Consider the following 17,196-nt stretch of genomic DNA (forward strand, 5'->3'; position numbering starts at 1 on the left):
ATCATGACCGTCGCCCCAGAGAAGCCGGCCGCGCCGGCCGCCCCCAACCACGTCACGCTCACCGTGGACGGGCTCGAGGTGAGCGTGCCGAAGGGCACCCTCATCATCCGGGCCGCTGAGCTGTTGGGAATCGAGATCCCGCGGTTCTGCGACCACCCCCTGCTGGACCCGGTCGGCGCCTGCCGGCAGTGCATCGTCGAGGTCGAGGGCCAGCGCAAGCCGGTCGCGTCCTGCACGACCACGGTCGCCGCCGACATGGTCGTCAGGACCCAGGTCACCTCGCCGGTGGCGAAGAAGGCCCAGGCCGGGACGCTGGAGTTCCTGCTCCTCAACCACCCCCTCGACTGCCCGATCTGCGACAAGGGCGGCGAGTGCCCGCTGCAGAACCAGTCGATGGCCAACGGCGCGGCGACCTCCCGCTTCAAGGAGACGAAGCGGGCGTACCCGAAGCCGCTGGCGATCTCCAGCCAGATCCTGCTGGACCGGGAGCGTTGCGTGTTGTGCGCGCGCTGCACCCGGTTCTCCGCGCAGATCGCCGGGGATCCGTTCATCGAGCTGTTCGAGCGGGGCGCGGCCGAGCAGGTCGCCGTCAGCGACGGGCAGCCGTTCTCGTCCTACTTCTCCGGCAACACCGTGCAGATCTGCCCGGTCGGTGCGCTCACCAGCTCCGCCTACCGGTTCCGGGCCCGGCCGTTCGACCTGGTGTCGACGCCGACGTCCTGTGAGCACTGCGCCGCCGGCTGCTCGCTGCGCACCGACCACCGGCGCGGCAAGGTGATGCGTCGCCTCGCCGCCGAGGATCCGGCGGTCAACGAGGAGTGGAACTGCGACAAGGGCCGCTTCGCGTTCAACTACGCGCGGCAGTCCGACCGGCTCACCACGCCGCTGATCCGGGACGACAGCACCGGTGAGCTGGTCGAGGCGAGCTGGTCGGAGGCGCTGGAGTACGCCGCCCGCGGCCTGGCAGAGTGCCGGGACCGCAACGGCGTCGGCGTGCTCGCCGGCGGCCGGCTCACCCGCGAGGACGCCTACGCCTACGCCAAGTTCGCCCGGCTCGCCCTGGGCACCAACGACGTGGACTTCCGCGCCCGCCCGCACTCCGCCGAGGAGGAGGCCTTCCTCGGTAGCGCCGTCGCCGGTACCGGAATCGGGGTCACCTACGCCGATCTGGAGGCCGCGCCCGCCGTCCTGCTCGTCTCGTTCGAGCCGGAGGAGGAGTCGCCCATCGTCTTCCTGCGGCTGCGCAAGGCGGCGAGCAAGCACGGAACCGCCGTGCACGCGCTGGCGCCGCTGATCACCCGCGGGCTGCGCAAGATGGCCGGCACGCTGATCCCGGTCGTCCCCGGCGGCGAGGCCGCCACGCTGGACGAGCTGGCCACCGGCGCGTCGGCCACCACCGAGGCGCTGCGGGCACCCGGCGCGGTGATCCTGGTCGGCTCGCGGGCCGCCGAGTCGCCCGGCGCGCTGTCCGCGGCGCTGCGCCTCGCCGAGTCCACCGGCGCCGCGCTGGCCTGGGTGCCGCGCCGGGCCGGTGAGCGCGGCGCGGTCTCCGCCGGCCTGCTCCCGTCGCTGCTGCCGGGCGGCCGCCCGGTCGCGGACGTCGGCGCGCGGGCCGAGGTGGAGTCCTTCTGGGGCGCCCGCCTGCTGGGCGCGCCCGGCCGCGACACCGCCGGCATTCTGGCCGCCGCCGCGGCGGGCCGGCTTGACGCGGTCGTCGTCGCCGGTGTCGACGCCGAGGACCTGCCCGACCCCGCGGCCGCGCTGGCCGCGCTGGCCCGGGTGCCGTTCTGCGTCTCGCTGGAGATCCGCCGCTCGTCGATCGCGGAGGTCGCCGACGTCGTCCTCCCGGTCGCTCCGGTGGCGGAGAAGGCCGGCACGTTCGTCGACTGGGAGGGCCGCCTGCGTCCCTTCCAGCGTGCACTGGAGGGGACGCCGGCCCTGCCCGACCTGCGGGTGCTGCACCTGCTCGCCGCCGAGATGGGCATCGACCTGCGGGTTCCGGACGCGGGCGCCGCCGCGCGCGAGTTGAGTGAGCTCGGCCGCGCCGGTGACGAGACCGGGCGCGGCCCGGCTCCGGTCGAGCGGGTGCCCGAGCCGGTGACCGCCGGTCCGGGCGAGGCCCTGCTGGCGACCTGGCACCTCAACCTTGACGACGGCGCCCTGCAGGCCGGCGAGCCGTACCTGGCCGGTACCGCCCGTCCACCGCGGCTGCAGCTCTCGGCCGCGACCGCCGCCGAGATCGGCGCGGTCGAGGGGGAGCCGGTCACCGCCAGCACCTCCCGCGGCTCCGTCACCCTGCCGCTGGAGATCACCGCCATGCCGGACCGGGTCGTCTGGGTTCCGACGCACTCACCCGGGTCGCACGTCCGCCGCTCGCTGGCCGAGCACGCCGGCGTGCTGGTTCGGCTCAGTGCCGGCGGGCTGCTGCCGACCGAGACGGCGCCCGGCGGGGAAGTCGACACCTTCCCGACCGACGAGACCCGCGGCGCGGCGCTCGGCTCGCAGCTCGCGACCGCCCAGGACACCGCCGTGACCGTGGCCCACACCGGCCTCGGTGCCGCGGGCCGGGTAGACACCACCGGAGGCCGGGCATGACCGGGACCTCGACGCTCCTGCTCGCCGCGAACGTCGGCGACCCGGACATGTCCGTCCTCACCGACGACCCGTTCTGGCTCATCCTGATCAAGGCTGTCGCGGTCTTCGCGTTCCTGCTGGTGATGACGCTGTTCTCGATCGTCTTCGAGCGCAAGGTCGTCGCGAAGATGCAGCAGCGGGTCGGGCCGAACCGGCACGGCCCGCGCGGCTGGCTGCAGAGCCTCGCCGACGGCGTGAAGCTCATGCTCAAGGAAGACATCATCCCGACGCTGGCCGACAAGCCGATCTTCATCCTGGCTCCGGTCATCTCGGCGGTGCCGGCCATCCTGGCCTTCGCCTGCATCCCGTTCGGGCCGGAGGTGTCGATCTTCGGTGAACGCACGACGCTCCAGCTCGCCGACCTGCCGGTCAGCGTGCTGTACCTGCTGGCGGCGGCGTCGCTGGGCGTGTACGGACTGATCCTCGCCGGCTGGTCCAGCGGCTCGACCTACCCGCTGCTGGGCTCGCTGCGCTCGGCCGCGCAGATCATCTCCTACGAGGTCGCGATGGGCCTGGCCTTCGTCGCGGTCTTCATCTACGCGGGAACACTGTCGACCGCGGGCATCGTGCAGAGCCAGCACGACTGGTGGTACATCGCGCTGCTGCCGTCGTTCATCCTCTACTGCATCGCGATGGTCGGTGAGACGAACCGGACGCCGTTCGACCTCCCCGAGGCCGAGGGCGAGCTGGTCGGCGGGTTCCACACCGAGTACAGCTCGATCAAGTTCGCGTTCTTCTTCCTCGCCGAGTACATCAACATGGTCACCGTCTCGGCGATCGCGACCACACTGTTCCTCGGAGGCTGGCAGCCGCCGCCGATCCCGGGCCTGTCCGGGCTGGACCACGGCTGGTACCCGCTGATCTGGTTCGTCATCAAGCTGCTGCTGTTCATCTTCGTGTTCATCTGGCTGCGGGGCACGCTGCCGCGGCTGCGCTACGACCAGTTCATGGCCTTCGGCTGGAAGGTCCTGATCCCGGTCGGCCTGGTGTGGGTGCTCGCGGTCGCGACCTTCCGCGCCTACCAGGAGCACGTGAGCGACCGGACGCCGTGGCTGATCGGCTTCGGGGTCGTGGTGGGCGTCCTGCTCGTGGTCGCGATCATCGACCCGGGCGCGGCGAGGGCCCAGCGTGAGCAGGAGGAGGCCGAGCGGGAACGCGCCGAATCGGCCCCGAGCCTGGACAGGATTCCCTGGCCGCCGCCGTCCGACGGCGCGACGAGGGCACTGGCCGGCCGCACTGCGGCTGGCAGCACTGCAGCCGGCAGCGGCGCGGCCGGCTCCGCCGGCGGCGACAAGGGAAACACCACCGTCATCCCCGCGGGCTCCGGCCCGCGACAGGAGAGCTGAACCATGGGGATCCTCGACCCCTACAAGGGTTTCGGCGTCACCTTCTCGACGATGTTCAAGAAGCCGACGACCGAGCAGTACCCGGAGCAGAAGAAGGAGACGGCACCCCGCTTCCACGGCCGTCACCAGCTCAACCGGCATCCGGACGGGCTGGAGAAGTGCGTCGGCTGCGAGCTGTGCGCGTGGGCCTGCCCGGCCGACGCGATCTACGTCGAGGGCGCGGACAACACCGACGAGGAGCGTTTCTCGCCGGGTGAGCGGTACGGCCGCGTCTACCAGATCAACTACCTGCGCTGCATCCTGTGCGGGCTGTGCATCGAGGCGTGCCCCACCCGGGCGCTGACGATGTCGAACGACTACGAGCTGGCCGACGACAGCCGCAACGACCTGATCTTCACCAAGGAGCAGCTGCTCGCCCCGCTTCGGGCCGGGATGGAGTCCCCGCCGCACCCGATGCGCCTCGGCGAGAGCGAGACCGACTACTACACCCGCGATCCTGACGCCCCGCTGCCCTGGCAGGTCGGCGGCTCGCCGGCCGGCGAGGCTGACGAGGCCGGCGAGGCCGAAAGGGCGGCGAACAAGGTGCCCGCCCACGGCGCGGGTTCGGAGCGGCCCCGATGAATCCGCAGATTCTCGCCCAGGCGGCGGAGATCAGCAGCACGTCGAACGGCGAGGCCTGGACGTTCTGGCTGCTCGCGCCGGTGGCGCTGCTGGCGGCGCTCGGCATGGTCCTGATGCGCAGCGCGGTGCACTCCGCCCTGCTGCTCGTGGTGAACCTGTTCTGCGTCGCGGTGTTCTACCTGATCCAGGACGCGCCCTTCCTGGGCTTCGTCCAGATCATCGTCTACACCGGCGCGATCATGGTGTTGTTCCTGTTCGTGCTGATGCTGGTCGGAGTCGATTCGTCCGACTCGCTGGTCGAGACCCTGCGCGGCCAGCGGATCGCCGCGGTGATCCTCGGGCTCGGCTTCGCCGGCCTGCTGGTGTTCCCGATCGGTCGCGCGATCGACGGCGGCAAGGCGGCGGGCCTGGAGGCGGCGAACACCGGCGGCAACGTCCACGCGATCGGACGTCTGCTGTTCACCCAGTACGTCTTCGTCTTCGAAGCGATCTCGGTGCTGCTCGTGGTCGCGGCGATCGGGACGATGGTCCTCGGTCACCGCGAGCACACCGGTGAGAAGGCCACGCAGAAGGAACGGATGCGCGCTCGCTTCGCCGAGGGCGGCACCGTCACCCCGCGGCCCGGGCCGAAGGTCTTCGCGACCAACCCCGGCCCGGAGCAGCCCGAGCTCGTCGGCCCGGACCTCGGCGGGCCCGGTGCGGGCCCGTCCGGCCCGGCCGGCGCGGGCGGTCCGGACGACGGCGGTGCCAGTGGTCCGGGCGGTCCTGGGACAGGCGGTCCCGGTGCGGGCGGTGCTGGTGGTCCGGGTACGGACGGCCCGGGCGGCGGTGGGCCCGACGGCGGGCCGAGCGCGAACGGGACGAGTGAGGACTCCGACGACGAGACCGTCGTCGGCGGGTCGGCGCCGGTGGGCGCGGGCAGGGGGAGCGGTCGGTGAACCCGGCGAACTATCTGATCCTGTCGGGGTTGCTGTTCACCATCGGCGCGACCGGGGTTCTGGTCCGGCGCAACGCGATCGTCGTGTTCATGTCGATCGAGCTGATGCTCAACGCGGTGAACCTGACCCTGGTGACGTTCTCCCGCATCCACGGGACGCTGGAGGGCCAGATCATGGCGTTCTTCGTCATGGTCGTGGCCGCCGCCGAGGTGGTCGTCGGCCTGGCGATCATTCTGGCGATCTTCCGGACGCGCAGATCCGCGTCGGTCGACGACGTGAACCTCCTGAAGTACTGACCTCTCGACGTACTCGGGCATCCCGAGGCTTGTCTCCCGGCCGCCCTGACGCGGCCGCGACCGGGACCTCCGGTCACGGAAGAACGGACGACACTGCAGTGACGCTTTGCGCAACAGGGGCGGCGCAGCCCGGACCACCTCCGGTGGCCCTGGCGCTGGCGCACGTACCCGGAACCGGACCGCGATGAGCGCCGGAGGGGCCGCCATCCTCGCGGCCGACGAGCACGGTGGCGCGGCCGTGCACTACGCCGCCGCGTCCGGGGCGTTCTCGCTGACCTGGCTGCTCATCGCGCTTCCGCTGGCCGGGGCGGCCGTTCTCCTGCTCGGCGGGCGGCGTACCGACCGGTGGGGCCACCTGCTCGGCACGCTGACCGCGGCCGCATCCTTCGTCGTCGGCCTGGTCCTGTTCTTCGGGCTGCTCGACCGCTCCGGTGACGACCGGGCCGTCTCCCAGCACCTCTACAGCTGGATCCCGGTCAACGGCTTCCAGGTGGACGTCGGCCTGCTGTTCGACCAGCTCTCCGCGGTCTTCGTGCTGCTGATCACCGGTGTGGGCACGCTGATCCACATCTACTCGATCGGCTACATGTCGCACGACCCGGGCCGGCGGCGCTTCTTCGCCTACATGAACCTGTTCCTGGCGTCGATGCTGCTGCTGGTGCTGGGCAACAACTTCCTGGTGCTCTACGGCGGCTGGGAGCTGGTCGGCCTCTCGTCCTTCCTGCTCATCAAGTTCTGGGAGTACAAGCCGGCCGCGGCCACCGCCGCGAACAAGGCCTTCTACATGAACCGGGTCGGCGACGTCGGTCTCGCGCTCGCGATCATGTTCATGTTCGCCACCGTCGGCAGCACGAACTACGACTCGGTGTTCGGTGCCGCCGCCGCGGACGTCATCGGCTACGGCACCATCACCGCGATGGCGCTCCTGCTCCTGCTCGGCGCCTGCGGCAAGTCCGGTCAGTTCCCGCTGCAGGCCTGGCTCCCGGACGCCATGGAGGGCCCGACCCCGATCTCGGCGCTCATCCACGCCGCGACCATGGTCACCGCCGGTGTGTACCTGATCGTCCGGGCTGCCCCGATCTTTGACCAGACGCAGGCCGCGCGGACCGTCGTCCTGATCATCGGCGCGGTCACGATCCTCATCGGATGCGTCATCGGCTGCGCCTACGACGACATCAAGAAGGTCCTGGCCTACTCGACGGTCAGCCAGATCGGCTACATGTTCCTCGCCGTCGGGCTCGGCCCGGCCGGGTACGCGCTGGGCATCATGCACCTGCTCGCGCACGGCTTCTTCAAGGCCGGCCTGTTCCTCGGCTCCGGCTCGGTCATCCACGGGATGGACGGCGAGCAGGACATGCGCAGGTACGGCGGGCTGTGGCGGCACATGCCGATCACCTGGGTCACCTTCGGCCTCGGCTACCTGGCGATCATCGGTTTCCCGGGCCTGTCCGGGTTCTTCACCAAGGACCGCATCATCGAGACGGCGCTGGCCAAGGGTGGCACCAGCGGCTACATCTACGGTGGCGTGGCGCTGCTCGGCGCCGGGATCACCGCCTTCTACATGACCCGGCTGTTCCTGATGACCTTCCACGGCAAGGCGCGCTGGGAACACGACGGGCCGGAGGCCAAGCACCCGCACGAGTCGCCGGCGACGATGACCGGCCCGATGATGCTGCTGGCCGTCGGCTCGGTCTTCGCCGGTGGGCTGTTCGTCCTCGGCAGCTCGATGCAGAACTGGCTCGCCCCGGTGGTCGGCGAGCACGGTGAGGCGCACCACGACATCTCGCCCGCGGTCGTCACCGCGCTGGTGCTGGTCGTCTCCGCCGGCGGGTTCGCCGGTGCCTACCTGCGTTACCAGCTCCGCCCGGTCGAGGCCGTCGCCCGGCCGGACGCCGAGGTCAGCGTGGTGACCGTCGCCGCGCGCCGCGACCTCTACGCGAACACCTTCAACGAGGTCGTCGCCATGCGGCCGGGGCAGTACCTGACCCGCTTCCTGGTCTGGGCGGACAACGTCGGCATCGACGGCTTCGTGCGCGGAAGCGCCGCCGCCGTGGGCGGGCTGTCCGGCCGGCTGCGACGCACCCAGACCGGCTTCGTCCGGTCCTACGCACTGTCGATGTTGGGAGGTACCGTCCTCGTGGTCGGTGCTCTGCTGCTCACCAGGGCCGGCTGACGTGAGCACAGCCCCCTGGCTGACGATCATGCTGATCGTCCCCGCGGTCGGTTCGCTGGTCGTCGCGTCGCTGCCGCGCCGGCACGGCACGCTCGCCAAGCAACTCGCGCTCGTGGTCTCGCTGGCAGTCCTGGTGCTCGCGGTGCTGGCCACCGCCGCCTACGATCCGGACAAGGCCGGCTTCCAGTTCGGCCAGTCCTATGAGTGGATCAAGGAGTTCGGCGTCTCCTACTCGGTGGGCGCCGACGGCATCTCGCTGGTGCTGATGCTGCTCGCCGCGCTGCTCGTCCCGGTGGTCGTGCTGTCCTCCTGGGACGAGGCGGAAGAGGGGCGGCGTTCCGTCCCCGCGTTCTTCGCGCTGCTGCTGGCGCTGGAGACGGGCATGGTCGGGGTGTTCGCCGCCACCGACGTGTTCCTCTTCTATGTCTTCTTCGAGGCCATGCTCATTCCGATGTACTTCCTCATCGGGAGCTACGGGCCGGTCGAGGAGAAGGCACAGCGCTCCTACGCGGCAGTGAAGTTCCTGCTCTACAGCCTGTTCGGCGGGCTGCTGATGCTCGCCGCGGTGATCGGCCTGTACGTGGTCTCCGCCGACCAGCTCGGCACGGGCACGTTCGACTTCGCCACCCTGCGCCAGCTGGAGATCACCCCGGGCGTGCAGAAGCTGCTCTTCCTCGGCTTCTTCATCGCCTTCGCCATCAAGGCGCCGCTGTTTCCCTTCCACACCTGGCTGCCCGACGCCGGCGCGCAGTCGCCGACCGGCGGCGCCGTCCTGCTCGTCGGGGTGCTGGACAAGGTCGGCACCTTCGGCCTGATCCGGTACTGCATCCCGCTGTTCCCGGACGCCGCCGAGTACTTCGCGCCGATGGTGCTGGCCCTGGCGGTGATCGGCATCTTCTACGGCGCCCTGCTGGCCATCGGCCAGCGGGACATGAAACGGCTGGTCGCCTACACCTCGCTGGCCCACTTCGGGTTCATAGCGCTGGGGACCTTCGCCTTCACCTCGCAGGCCGGCACGGGCGCCGTGCTCTACATGGTCAACCACGGCCTGTCGACGGGGCTGCTGTTCGTGGTGGTCGGCTTCCTGGTGGCCCGCCGGGGCAGCCGGGACGTCAGCGCCTACGGCGGCATGGCCCAGGTGACGCCGATCCTCGCCGGGGTCTTCCTGATCGCCGGACTGTCCTCGCTGGCCCTGCCGGGTACGAACAGCTTCGTCAGCGAGTTCCTGGTGCTGGTCGGAGTGTTCACCGAGTACCGGGCACTGGCGATCGTGGCGACCTGCGGGATCGTGCTCGCCGCGATCTACATCCTGTACCTGTACCAGCGCACGATGACCGGTCCGGTCAAGGACGAGAAGATGCGTCTCGTCAAGGACCTCAGCGTGCGGGAGCGGGTGGTGGTCGCGCCGATGGTCGCGCTGATCATCGGGCTCGGGGTGTACCCCAAGCCGCTGCTCGACATCATCACGCCCACGGTGACCGCCACGTTCGCGGACATCGGGAAGTCTGACCCGGCGCCGACGGCCCCGGTGGCCGCGCCGGAATCCGGAGGCCGTTCGTGAGCGCCGCAACGACTGTGCTGGCGCAGGGCGCCGCGCAGAAGATCACACCGCCGTCGATCGAGTACTCGTCCCTCAGCCCGATGCTCATCCTGTTCGGCGTCGCGCTGGCCGGGGTCCTCGTCGACGCCTTCGCACCGCCGAAGGCCCGGCGGGTGCTCCAGCCGCTGCTGGCCGGGGCGGGGTTCATCGGCGCGTTCGTCGCGGTGGTGCTTCTGCACGCCCACCGCCAGGTGCTCGCCGCCGGCGCGGTGGCCATCGACGGGCCGACGCTGTTCCTGCAGGGCACCATCCTGGTGTTCGCGCTGCTGGCGGTGCTGCTGGTCGCCGAGCGCCGGCTGGACTCCTCCGGCGGCGCGCTCGTCGCCTCCGCCGCGATCGTCCCCGGCTCGCGCGGCTCCACCGCGCAGCGCACCTCGCCGGACGTGCAGACCGAGGCGTATCCGCTGATGGTCTTCTCGGTCAGCGGCATGCTGCTCTTCGTCGCCTCGAACAACCTGCTGGTCATGTTCGTGGCGCTGGAGATCCTCTCACTGCCGCTGTACCTGCTGTGCGGGCTGGCGCGGCGCCGGCGGCTGCTGTCGCAGGAAGCCGCGATGAAGTACTTCCTGCTCGGGGCGTTCTCGTCGGCCTTCTTCCTTTATGGGGTCGCATTCGCCTACGGCTACGCCGGCAGCGTCGAGCTCGGCCGGATCGCCGACGCGGTGGGCACGGTCGGCCAGAACGACACGTACCTCTACCTGTCGCTCGCGCTGCTCGGCGTCGGCCTGTTCTTCAAGATCGGTGCCGCCCCGTTCCACTCCTGGACGCCGGACGTCTACCAGGGCGCCCCGACACCGATCACCGCCTTCATGGCGGCGGGGACGAAGGTCGCCGCCTTCGGGGCGCTGCTGCGGGTCTTCTACGTGGCCTTCGGCGGCATGCGGTGGGACTGGCGGCCGGTGATCTGGGCTGTGGCCATTCTCACCATGGTCGTCGGCGCGGTGCTCGCGCTCACGCAGCGTGACATCAAGCGGATGCTCGCCTACTCGGCGGTCGCGCACGCCGGCTTCCTGCTCGTCGGGATGGCCGGCTCGAACGTCGACGGCCTGCGCGGCGCCATGTTCTACCTGGTGACCTACGGCTTCACCACGATCGCGGCGTTCGCGGTGGTCTCCCTGGTCCGCACCGGCGACGGCGAGGCCAGCGACCTCTCCCAGTGGCAGGGCCTGGGCCGGACGTCGCCACTGCTGGCAGGCACGTTCGCCTTCCTACTGCTCGCGCTCGCCGGCATCCCGCTGACCAGCGGGTTCACCGGGAAGTTCGCGGTCTTCCAGGCGGCGATCGCCGGTGACGCGACCCCGCTGGTGGTCGTGGCCCTGGTGTGCAGCGCGATCGCGGCGTTCTTCTACGTCCGGGTCATCGTGCTGATGTTCTTCTCCGAGCCGCTCGCCGACGGGCCGGTCGTCGTCACCCGGCCGACTCTTACCTTCGCTACGGTGGGTATAGGTGCACTCATGACCCTGCTGTTGGGCGTGGCGCCGCAGCCGCTTCTCGACCTGGCGACCACCGCGGCGACCTCCGGCTTCGTACGCTGATGGCGGTATGAGCGCTATCGGGCTGGAAGTGATGGGGATCAGGGCCGACCCTGATCTCGAGAAGTCGATGCGGGTCGGGCTCGCCGCGGTCGAGGAGATGCTGCGCGGATCCGTCCGCAGCGAGTTCTCCTTCGTGACCGAGGCGTCCCGGCACCTCGTCGACGCGGGCGGCAAGCGGTTCCGACCCATGGTCGTACTGCTTGCCGCCCAGTTCGCCGATCCGGACGCGGTCGGTGTCGTGCCGGCGGCCGTGGCGATCGAGCTGACCCATCTGTCGACGCTTTACCACGACGACGTGATGGACGAGGCCCCGCTGCGCCGCGGTGCCGCGTCCGCGAACGCCCGGTGGACGAACACGGTCGCGATCCTCACCGGCGACTTCCTGTTCGCACGCGCGTCCGAGATCACGGCCGACCTGGGGCCGGAGGCGACCCGCATCCTGGCGCGCACGATCGCGACCCTCTGCGAGGGCCAGATCCGCGAGACCGTCGGGGTCGGGCCGGGGCAGGACCCGATCGAGCACTACCTGCGGGTCATCACGGAGAAGACGGCTTCGCTGATCGCCACGTCCGCCCGCCTGGGCGCCATGCTCGCCGGCGCCGACCCGGTCACGACCGACGTCCTGGCCGCGTTCGGGGAGCGCTTCGGGGTGGCCTTCCAGCTCTCCGACGACCTCATCGACGTGGCGTCGCCGAGCGAGGACTCCGGCAAGACACCCGGGACGGACCTGCGCGAGGGCATCCCGACGCTGCCGGTGCTCTACGCCCTGCAGGGCGAGGACGCGGCGGCCCGCCGGCTGCGCGACCTGCTCGGGGTGAACCCGCGCACGGAGGCCGGGGTCACCGAGTCCGGGGTCGTCGAGGCGTTGGAGCTGCTGCGCGAGCATCCCGCGATGGACCGGGCCCGCGCCGAGCTCATCCGCTGGTCGAGCGAGGCCCGCGAGTGCCTGGCGCCGCTGCCCGACGGCTCGGCCAAGACCGCGCTGGAGTCGTTGGCCGACTTCGTCATCGACCGCACGAGCTAGGACCGGGCTCGGCCCCGTGCCGGCCACCGCGCTGTGCGGGGTGGCCGGCACGGGGTCCCCGCAGCCGGGAGGGGTCTGCCCGTGCCCTCCCGGCGGGAGCCCGACTAGGAGCCGGCGCCGGTACTCGAGGACGCCGTCGGCGCGGGCGTCGCAGAGGAGCCCGCCGGGGCGCTGGACGACGTCGACGTGCTCTGGCTCTGGGCGGGGAAGAGCAGATCCCAGATCGGGGTGACCTCGACCGGCGTCGGGTTGAACGGGAGCGAGCCCTCGCGCGACGGCGCGGGCGCCGGAGTGCTCGAGCTCGACGTGGTCGGCCGGGTCGCCGTCGGAGCCGACGACGGCGAGGTGCCGTGCGTGGGCGAGGTCGTCGCTCCCGGCTGGGTGGGTGTCGTGGTGCCGGGGGCGGTGCTCCCGGGAGTGGTGGTGCCTGGCGTGGTGGCCCCCGGCGTCGTCGTGCCCGGGTTTGTCGTGCCCGGCGTGGTGCTGCCCGGCGTGGTCGTGCCGCCGGCGGCCGGGGACGGCGTCGCCGTGGACCGCGGGGTCAGCGGGACGAACGGGATCTCGTAGCCGGACAGGCCCTGCTGCTGCGTGCCGGACCCGCTGTACGCCGGTGCGGACGGGCCGCTCGGTGAGCTCCGGTACCCGCTGTCGCTCTGGTCGGTCGTTCCGGAGCCGCCCGTCGTGGCCGGCGCCGCCGTCGGGTAGGTGGGCAGCGGGGCGCGCCCGTCGCGGGAGGCCTGGGTGTCGTCCGAGCCGAACGCGGCCGGCCGGGCGCCGGCGACCTGCACGAGCGGGGTGGCGCCCGTGGTGGGCCCGGCCGCGGTGACCGGCTGGTCGCCGCTGAGCGCGACACCGGTCACGATCGCGGAGAGGCCGGCGAGGGACGCGGTACCGGCGACCACCATGCGCGTCCGGCTCGGCCCGCGACGCGGCGCGGGTGCGCGGTGCGCGCCGCGGCCGGTGGTCGAACCGGTGGGCCGCGCCGCCGCGCGCGAAGCCGTTGTTGAGCGGGTGCCGTCGGCGCGGGTGCCCTCGGCGCGGGCGCCGGAGCGGGGAGCCGTGTCGAGCCGCAGGGATCCGGCCGGGCGGGCCGGTTCGAACAGCGAGAACCGGGATGCGCCGGGCCCGCCCGCGGCCCCCGCTGCCCGCCGCGCGGAGCGGCCGTAGGCGTCGGCCTGGCCGGGCTGCGGGTCGTCGCCGAACAGCTCGCGGCGCTGGGAGGTGCTCATCGAGATCGGGCCGGTGACGGTATCCAGCTCGCCGGGGGGCCGTGTCGCCGGGCGGGGCGGGGCGGGACGGGGCGGCAGCGAGGCCGTGGCCGCGGACGGGTTGCTGCTCCACTCGCTGGTGACCCAGCCGGATCGCGGCGGGCCGCCCGGCGGGTAGGGAGTCCGCGCGCGGGAGGTGAGCGCCTGGGCGGGCCGGGGGGTCTGGTCGTCGATCGGCTGGCCCTGGCCGGAGGCCGGGCCGGGGACCGGGGTGCGGTTCCGGCGATCGGTCGCGGTGGAGCCCGTGCGGGAGTGCCGGCCGGCCGAGTGGCTACCCACGGTGGCCGCCAACGCCCTGCGGAACCTGGTGCCGGGCGCGGCCCGACCCCGACGGCGAGCCCCGGTGACGGACTCGGTGACCTCGCGCTGCGTTACCCCGCACTGCGCCTCCGCCTGCTTCGGTGTTGTGAGCCCCCCCGGGCCACACGGCACCCCCACCGGCGCACACGATACCGCATGCTGATCAGAAAGCGGCAAGTGCTGCGTTAGCGTCTGTAACAGGGCAATAGGTGCAGATAGCACGATGGTGGTGGTCCCTGCGGTCGCGGTCCGAAACGGCGAGGGGCCGGGGTGGCAGTCGTGCCCACCCCGGCCCCTCGCGCTGAGGTCAGCCCGCCGTCAGTCGATCGTCCAGGTCTCGCCGCCGGAGATGAGTGCCATCAGGTCCCCCGTCCCCTGCCGCTCCCGGGTCTGCTCGACCTGCGCGTTGAGCGCCTCGTCGTAGGTCGGGATGTCGACGTTGCGGAACACGCCGATCGGGGTGACGCCGTGGTCATCCCCGGTCAGCCGGGACAGCGCGAACGCCTGGCTCGGGTCCGTGTTCGCCGCGTCGTGCACGAGGACGCCCTCGTCGGTCGCCGCGCAGACCTCGAGGCCGCCGGACGCCGCGCGCCGGATCCCCTTGTCCCGCTCGGCGCCGAAGACCAGCGGCTCACCGTCGATCAGCTTCAGCGTGGCGTCGTCCCGGGTGCCACGGTCCTTCAGCGCCTCGAACGCGCCGTCGTTGAAGATGTTGCAGTTCTGGAAGATCTCCACGAACGCGGTGCCCGGGTGCTCCGCCGCCGCGCGCAGCACCGACGTCAGGTGGGCCCGGTCCGAGTCGATCGACCGGGCGACGAACGTCGCCTCCGCGCCCAGCGCCAGCGACGCCGGGTTGTACGGGCGGTCGAGCGAGCCGAACGGCGTCGACTTGGTGATCTTGCCGACCTCGGACGTCGGGGAGTACTGGCCCTTGGTCAGCCCGTAGATCCGGTTGTTGAACATCAGGATCTTGATGTTCACGTTGCGGCGCATCGCGTGCAGCAGGTGGTTCCCGCCGATCGAGAGCGCGTCGCCGTCACCGGTGACCACCCAGACCGACAGGTCCGGGCGGGACGTCGCCAGGCCCGTCGCGATCGCCGGCGCCCGCCCGTGGATGGAGTGCATTCCGTAGGTCTGCAGGTAGTACGGGAAGCGTGAGGAGCACCCGATGCCCGAGATGAAGGCGATGTTCTCCCGGGCGATCCCCAGCTCGGGCAGGAAGCCCTGGACGGTGGCCAGGATGGCGTAGTCGCCGCATCCCGGGCACCACCGGACCTCCTGGTCGGAGGTGAAGTCCTTACGGGTCAGCTGGCTCGGCGTGGCGGGTACCAGGTCCAGGAGCCGGTTGGTAATCCCGCTGCCGTTCGTTGTGACGGTCACTGGTTGATCACGTCCTCCAAGACGCCCGCGAGCTCCGCGGCCTTGAACGGCAGTCCACGGACCTGGTTGTAGCCGATCGCGTCCACCAGGAACTGCGACCTGATCAGCGTGCGGAGCTGGCCGAGGTTCATCTCGGGGATCAGCACCTTGTCGTAGGAGCGCAGCACCTCGGCGGTGTTCGCCGGGAACGGGTTGAGGTGGCGCAGGTGCGCCTGGGCCACGTGCAGCCCCTTGGCCCGGACCCGCCGGCAGCCGGCGGCGATGGGGCCGAAGGTCGAACCCCAGCCGAGGACCAGCACGCTCGCCATGCCGGACGGGTCGTCGACCTCGAGCGGGGCGATGTCCCGGGCGATGCCGTCGATCTTGGCCTGGCGCAGGCGGACCATGCGGTCGTGGTTCGCCGGGTCGTAGGAGATGTTGCCCGAGCCGTCGGCCTTCTCCAGACCGCCGATGCGGTGCTCCAGACCCGGGGTGCCGGGGACCGCCCACGGGCGGGCCAGCGTCTCGGGGTCGCGCTGGTAGGGCCAGAACTCCGGACCCTTGGGCCCGTCGTGGTTCGGCTCGGTCGTGAAGGTCACCGTGAGGTCGGGCAGCTCCTCGCGGGTCGGCAGCAGCCACGGCTCGGAGCCGTTGGCCAGGTAGCCGTCCGAGAGCAGGAAGACCGGCGTCCGGTACTTCGTCGCGATCCGGGCGGCCTCGACGGCGGCGTCGAAGCAGTCGCCGGGCGAGCGCGGCGCCACGATCGGCACGGGGGCCTCACCGTTGCGGCCGAACATCGCCTGCAGCAGGTCGGCCTGCTCGGTCTTGGTCGGCAGGCCGGTGGACGGGCCGCCGCGCTGGATGTCCACGATCAGCAGCGGCAGCTCGAGGCTGACCGCCAGGCCGATCGTCTCGCTCTTGAGCGCGACACCCGGGCCCGACGTGGTCGTCACGCCCAGCGAGCCGCCGAACGAGGCGCCGAGGGCGGCACCGACACCGGCGATCTCGTCCTCGGCCTGGAACGTCCGGATGCCGAACTGCTTGTGCTTGCTCAGCTCGTGCAGGATGTCCGAGGCCGGGGTGATCGGGTAGGTGCCGAGGAACAGCGGCAGCTTCGTCAGCTCGCCGGCCGCGATCAGCCCGTAGGACAGCGCGATGTTCCCGGTGATCCGCCGGTAGGTGCCCTGCCGCATGCGCGCCGGGGCGACCTCGTAGGTGACCGAGAACGACTCGGTGGTCTCGCCGTAGTTGAAGCCGGCCCGGAACGCGGCGATGTTGGCCGCCGCGATCTCCGGCCGCTTGGCGAACTTCTTCTTGAGGAAGCCCTCGGTGCCGCCGGTCGGCCGGTGGTACAGCCAGCTCATCAGGCCGAGCGCGAACATGTTCTTCGCCCGCTCGGCTTCCTTCTTGTTCACCGTCCCCGCGACGCCCTCGGCGGCGTTGACCGCGTTGATCGTCATGGACGTCAGCGGGACGCGGTGGACGGTGTAGTTGTCCAGGGTCCCGTCGGCCAGCGGGTCGGTCGCGTAGCCGGCCTTCTTCAGGTTGCCGCCGGTGAACGCGTCGGTGTTGACGATCAGGTCGGCGCCGGGCGGCAGATCCTTCAGGTTCGCCTTCAGCGCGGCCGGGTTCATCGCCACCAGGACGTCCGGGGCGTCGCCCGGGGTGAGAATATCGTGATCGGAGAAATGTAGCTGGAAGCCAGAAACTCCGGCCGGGGTGCCGGCTGGCGCCCGGATTTCCGCGGGAAAGTCCGGAAGCGTGGACAGATCGTTGCCGAATGCCGCTGTCTCGCTTGTGAACTGTTCTCCGGTGAGCTGCATACCGTCGCCTGAGTCGCCCGCGAAGCGCACGACGACCCGGTCGAGCCGGCGGGTCTCCCTCTCCCTGACCTGCTCAGACACCTTCAGTAACCTCCTCAGGTACCACCCCAGCGTACCGGGCGGCTCAATGCACCACGGGGATCGTGACGCCTGACCGACTCCGGGAAGGCCGGTGGGACGCCGTTCGGGACCGGATTATCCCCGTCACCCACCCTGCCTGGTGGTGTGCGGCTGGTTGCGGTATGCGTTTTCTGCTAACGGACGTGAGTGCGGCTCGGC

At 71.3% G+C, this 17,196-nt stretch carries 12 protein-coding genes; 9 read left to right on the forward strand and 3 right to left on the reverse strand.

Going from position 1 to position 17,196, the window contains the following annotated elements; translation table 11 throughout:
- Nucleotides 1-3 precede the first annotated feature (3 nt).
- From AC559T_RS09945 to AC559T_RS09985, 9 genes are all read left to right on the forward strand, one after another.
- The gene (locus AC559T_RS09945; protein WP_112105338.1) at nt 4-2,595 is read left to right on the forward strand and encodes an NADH-quinone oxidoreductase subunit G; all 2,592 of its coding nucleotides are present in this window, start codon (nt 4-6) and stop codon (nt 2,593-2,595) included.
- Nucleotides 2,592-3,980 (forward strand): NADH-quinone oxidoreductase subunit NuoH, encoded by a 1,389-nt coding sequence (gene nuoH, locus AC559T_RS09950; RefSeq protein ID WP_112105325.1) that lies wholly within the window; start codon nt 2,592-2,594, stop codon nt 3,978-3,980. Before AC559T_RS09945 ends, nuoH begins: the two co-directional genes overlap by 4 nt.
- A gap of 3 nt (nt 3,981-3,983) precedes the next feature.
- On the forward strand, nt 3,984-4,601 hold the full coding sequence (gene nuoI / locus AC559T_RS09955; protein WP_112105326.1) for an NADH-quinone oxidoreductase subunit NuoI: 618 nt from the start codon (nt 3,984-3,986) through the stop codon (nt 4,599-4,601).
- Nucleotides 4,598-5,539, forward strand: coding sequence for an NADH-quinone oxidoreductase subunit J (locus AC559T_RS09960; RefSeq protein WP_498868540.1), 942 nt, complete (start codon nt 4,598-4,600; stop codon nt 5,537-5,539). The genes nuoI and AC559T_RS09960 overlap by 4 nt, the downstream gene beginning before the upstream one ends.
- Complete coding sequence (nuoK, locus tag AC559T_RS09965) at nt 5,536-5,835, forward strand: NADH-quinone oxidoreductase subunit NuoK (protein WP_020463509.1); 300 nt, start codon at nt 5,536-5,538, stop codon at nt 5,833-5,835. Before AC559T_RS09960 ends, nuoK begins: the two co-directional genes overlap by 4 nt.
- Nucleotides 5,836-6,019: 184 nt before the next feature.
- The gene (nuoL, locus tag AC559T_RS09970) at nt 6,020-8,008 is read left to right on the forward strand and encodes an NADH-quinone oxidoreductase subunit L (RefSeq protein WP_368954707.1); all 1,989 of its coding nucleotides are present in this window, start codon (nt 6,020-6,022) and stop codon (nt 8,006-8,008) included.
- Nucleotide 8,009: 1 nt separating this feature from the next.
- The gene (locus AC559T_RS09975; protein ID WP_498868541.1) at nt 8,010-9,569 is read left to right on the forward strand and encodes an NADH-quinone oxidoreductase subunit M; all 1,560 of its coding nucleotides are present in this window, start codon (nt 8,010-8,012) and stop codon (nt 9,567-9,569) included.
- Nucleotides 9,566-11,143: an NADH-quinone oxidoreductase subunit NuoN gene (gene nuoN / locus AC559T_RS09980; RefSeq protein ID WP_112105329.1), complete on the forward strand. Its 1,578-nt coding sequence runs from the start codon at nt 9,566-9,568 to the stop codon at nt 11,141-11,143. Before AC559T_RS09975 ends, nuoN begins: the two co-directional genes overlap by 4 nt.
- A gap of 7 nt (nt 11,144-11,150) precedes the next feature.
- Entirely contained in the window at nt 11,151-12,167 is a 1,017-nt protein-coding gene (locus AC559T_RS09985; RefSeq protein ID WP_071066449.1) for a polyprenyl synthetase family protein, read from the forward strand.
- A gap of 104 nt (nt 12,168-12,271) precedes the next feature.
- Here the strand turns inward: AC559T_RS09985 and AC559T_RS09990 are convergent, their stop codons facing one another.
- The 3 genes from AC559T_RS09990 to AC559T_RS10000 form a co-directional block, all read right to left on the reverse strand.
- Nucleotides 12,272-13,726 (reverse strand): hypothetical protein, encoded by a 1,455-nt coding sequence (locus AC559T_RS09990; protein ID WP_498868542.1) that lies wholly within the window; start codon nt 13,724-13,726, stop codon nt 12,272-12,274.
- Between the two features lie 327 nt (nt 13,727-14,053).
- Nucleotides 14,054-15,115 (reverse strand): 2-oxoacid:ferredoxin oxidoreductase subunit beta, encoded by a 1,062-nt coding sequence (locus tag AC559T_RS09995; RefSeq protein WP_071066165.1) that lies wholly within the window; start codon nt 15,113-15,115, stop codon nt 14,054-14,056.
- Nucleotides 15,112-16,998 carry a 2-oxoacid:acceptor oxidoreductase subunit alpha gene (locus AC559T_RS10000; RefSeq protein ID WP_112105331.1) on the reverse strand — a complete coding sequence of 629 codons (1,887 nt, stop codon included), beginning with the start codon at nt 16,996-16,998 and terminating at the stop codon, nt 15,112-15,114. Before AC559T_RS10000 ends, AC559T_RS09995 begins: the two co-directional genes overlap by 4 nt.
- Nucleotides 16,999-17,196 lie beyond the last annotated feature (198 nt).

The organism is Frankia sp. Hr75.2 (assembly GCF_949319125.1).
Classification (GTDB): domain Bacteria; phylum Actinomycetota; class Actinomycetes; order Frankiales; family Frankiaceae; genus Parafrankia; species Parafrankia soli.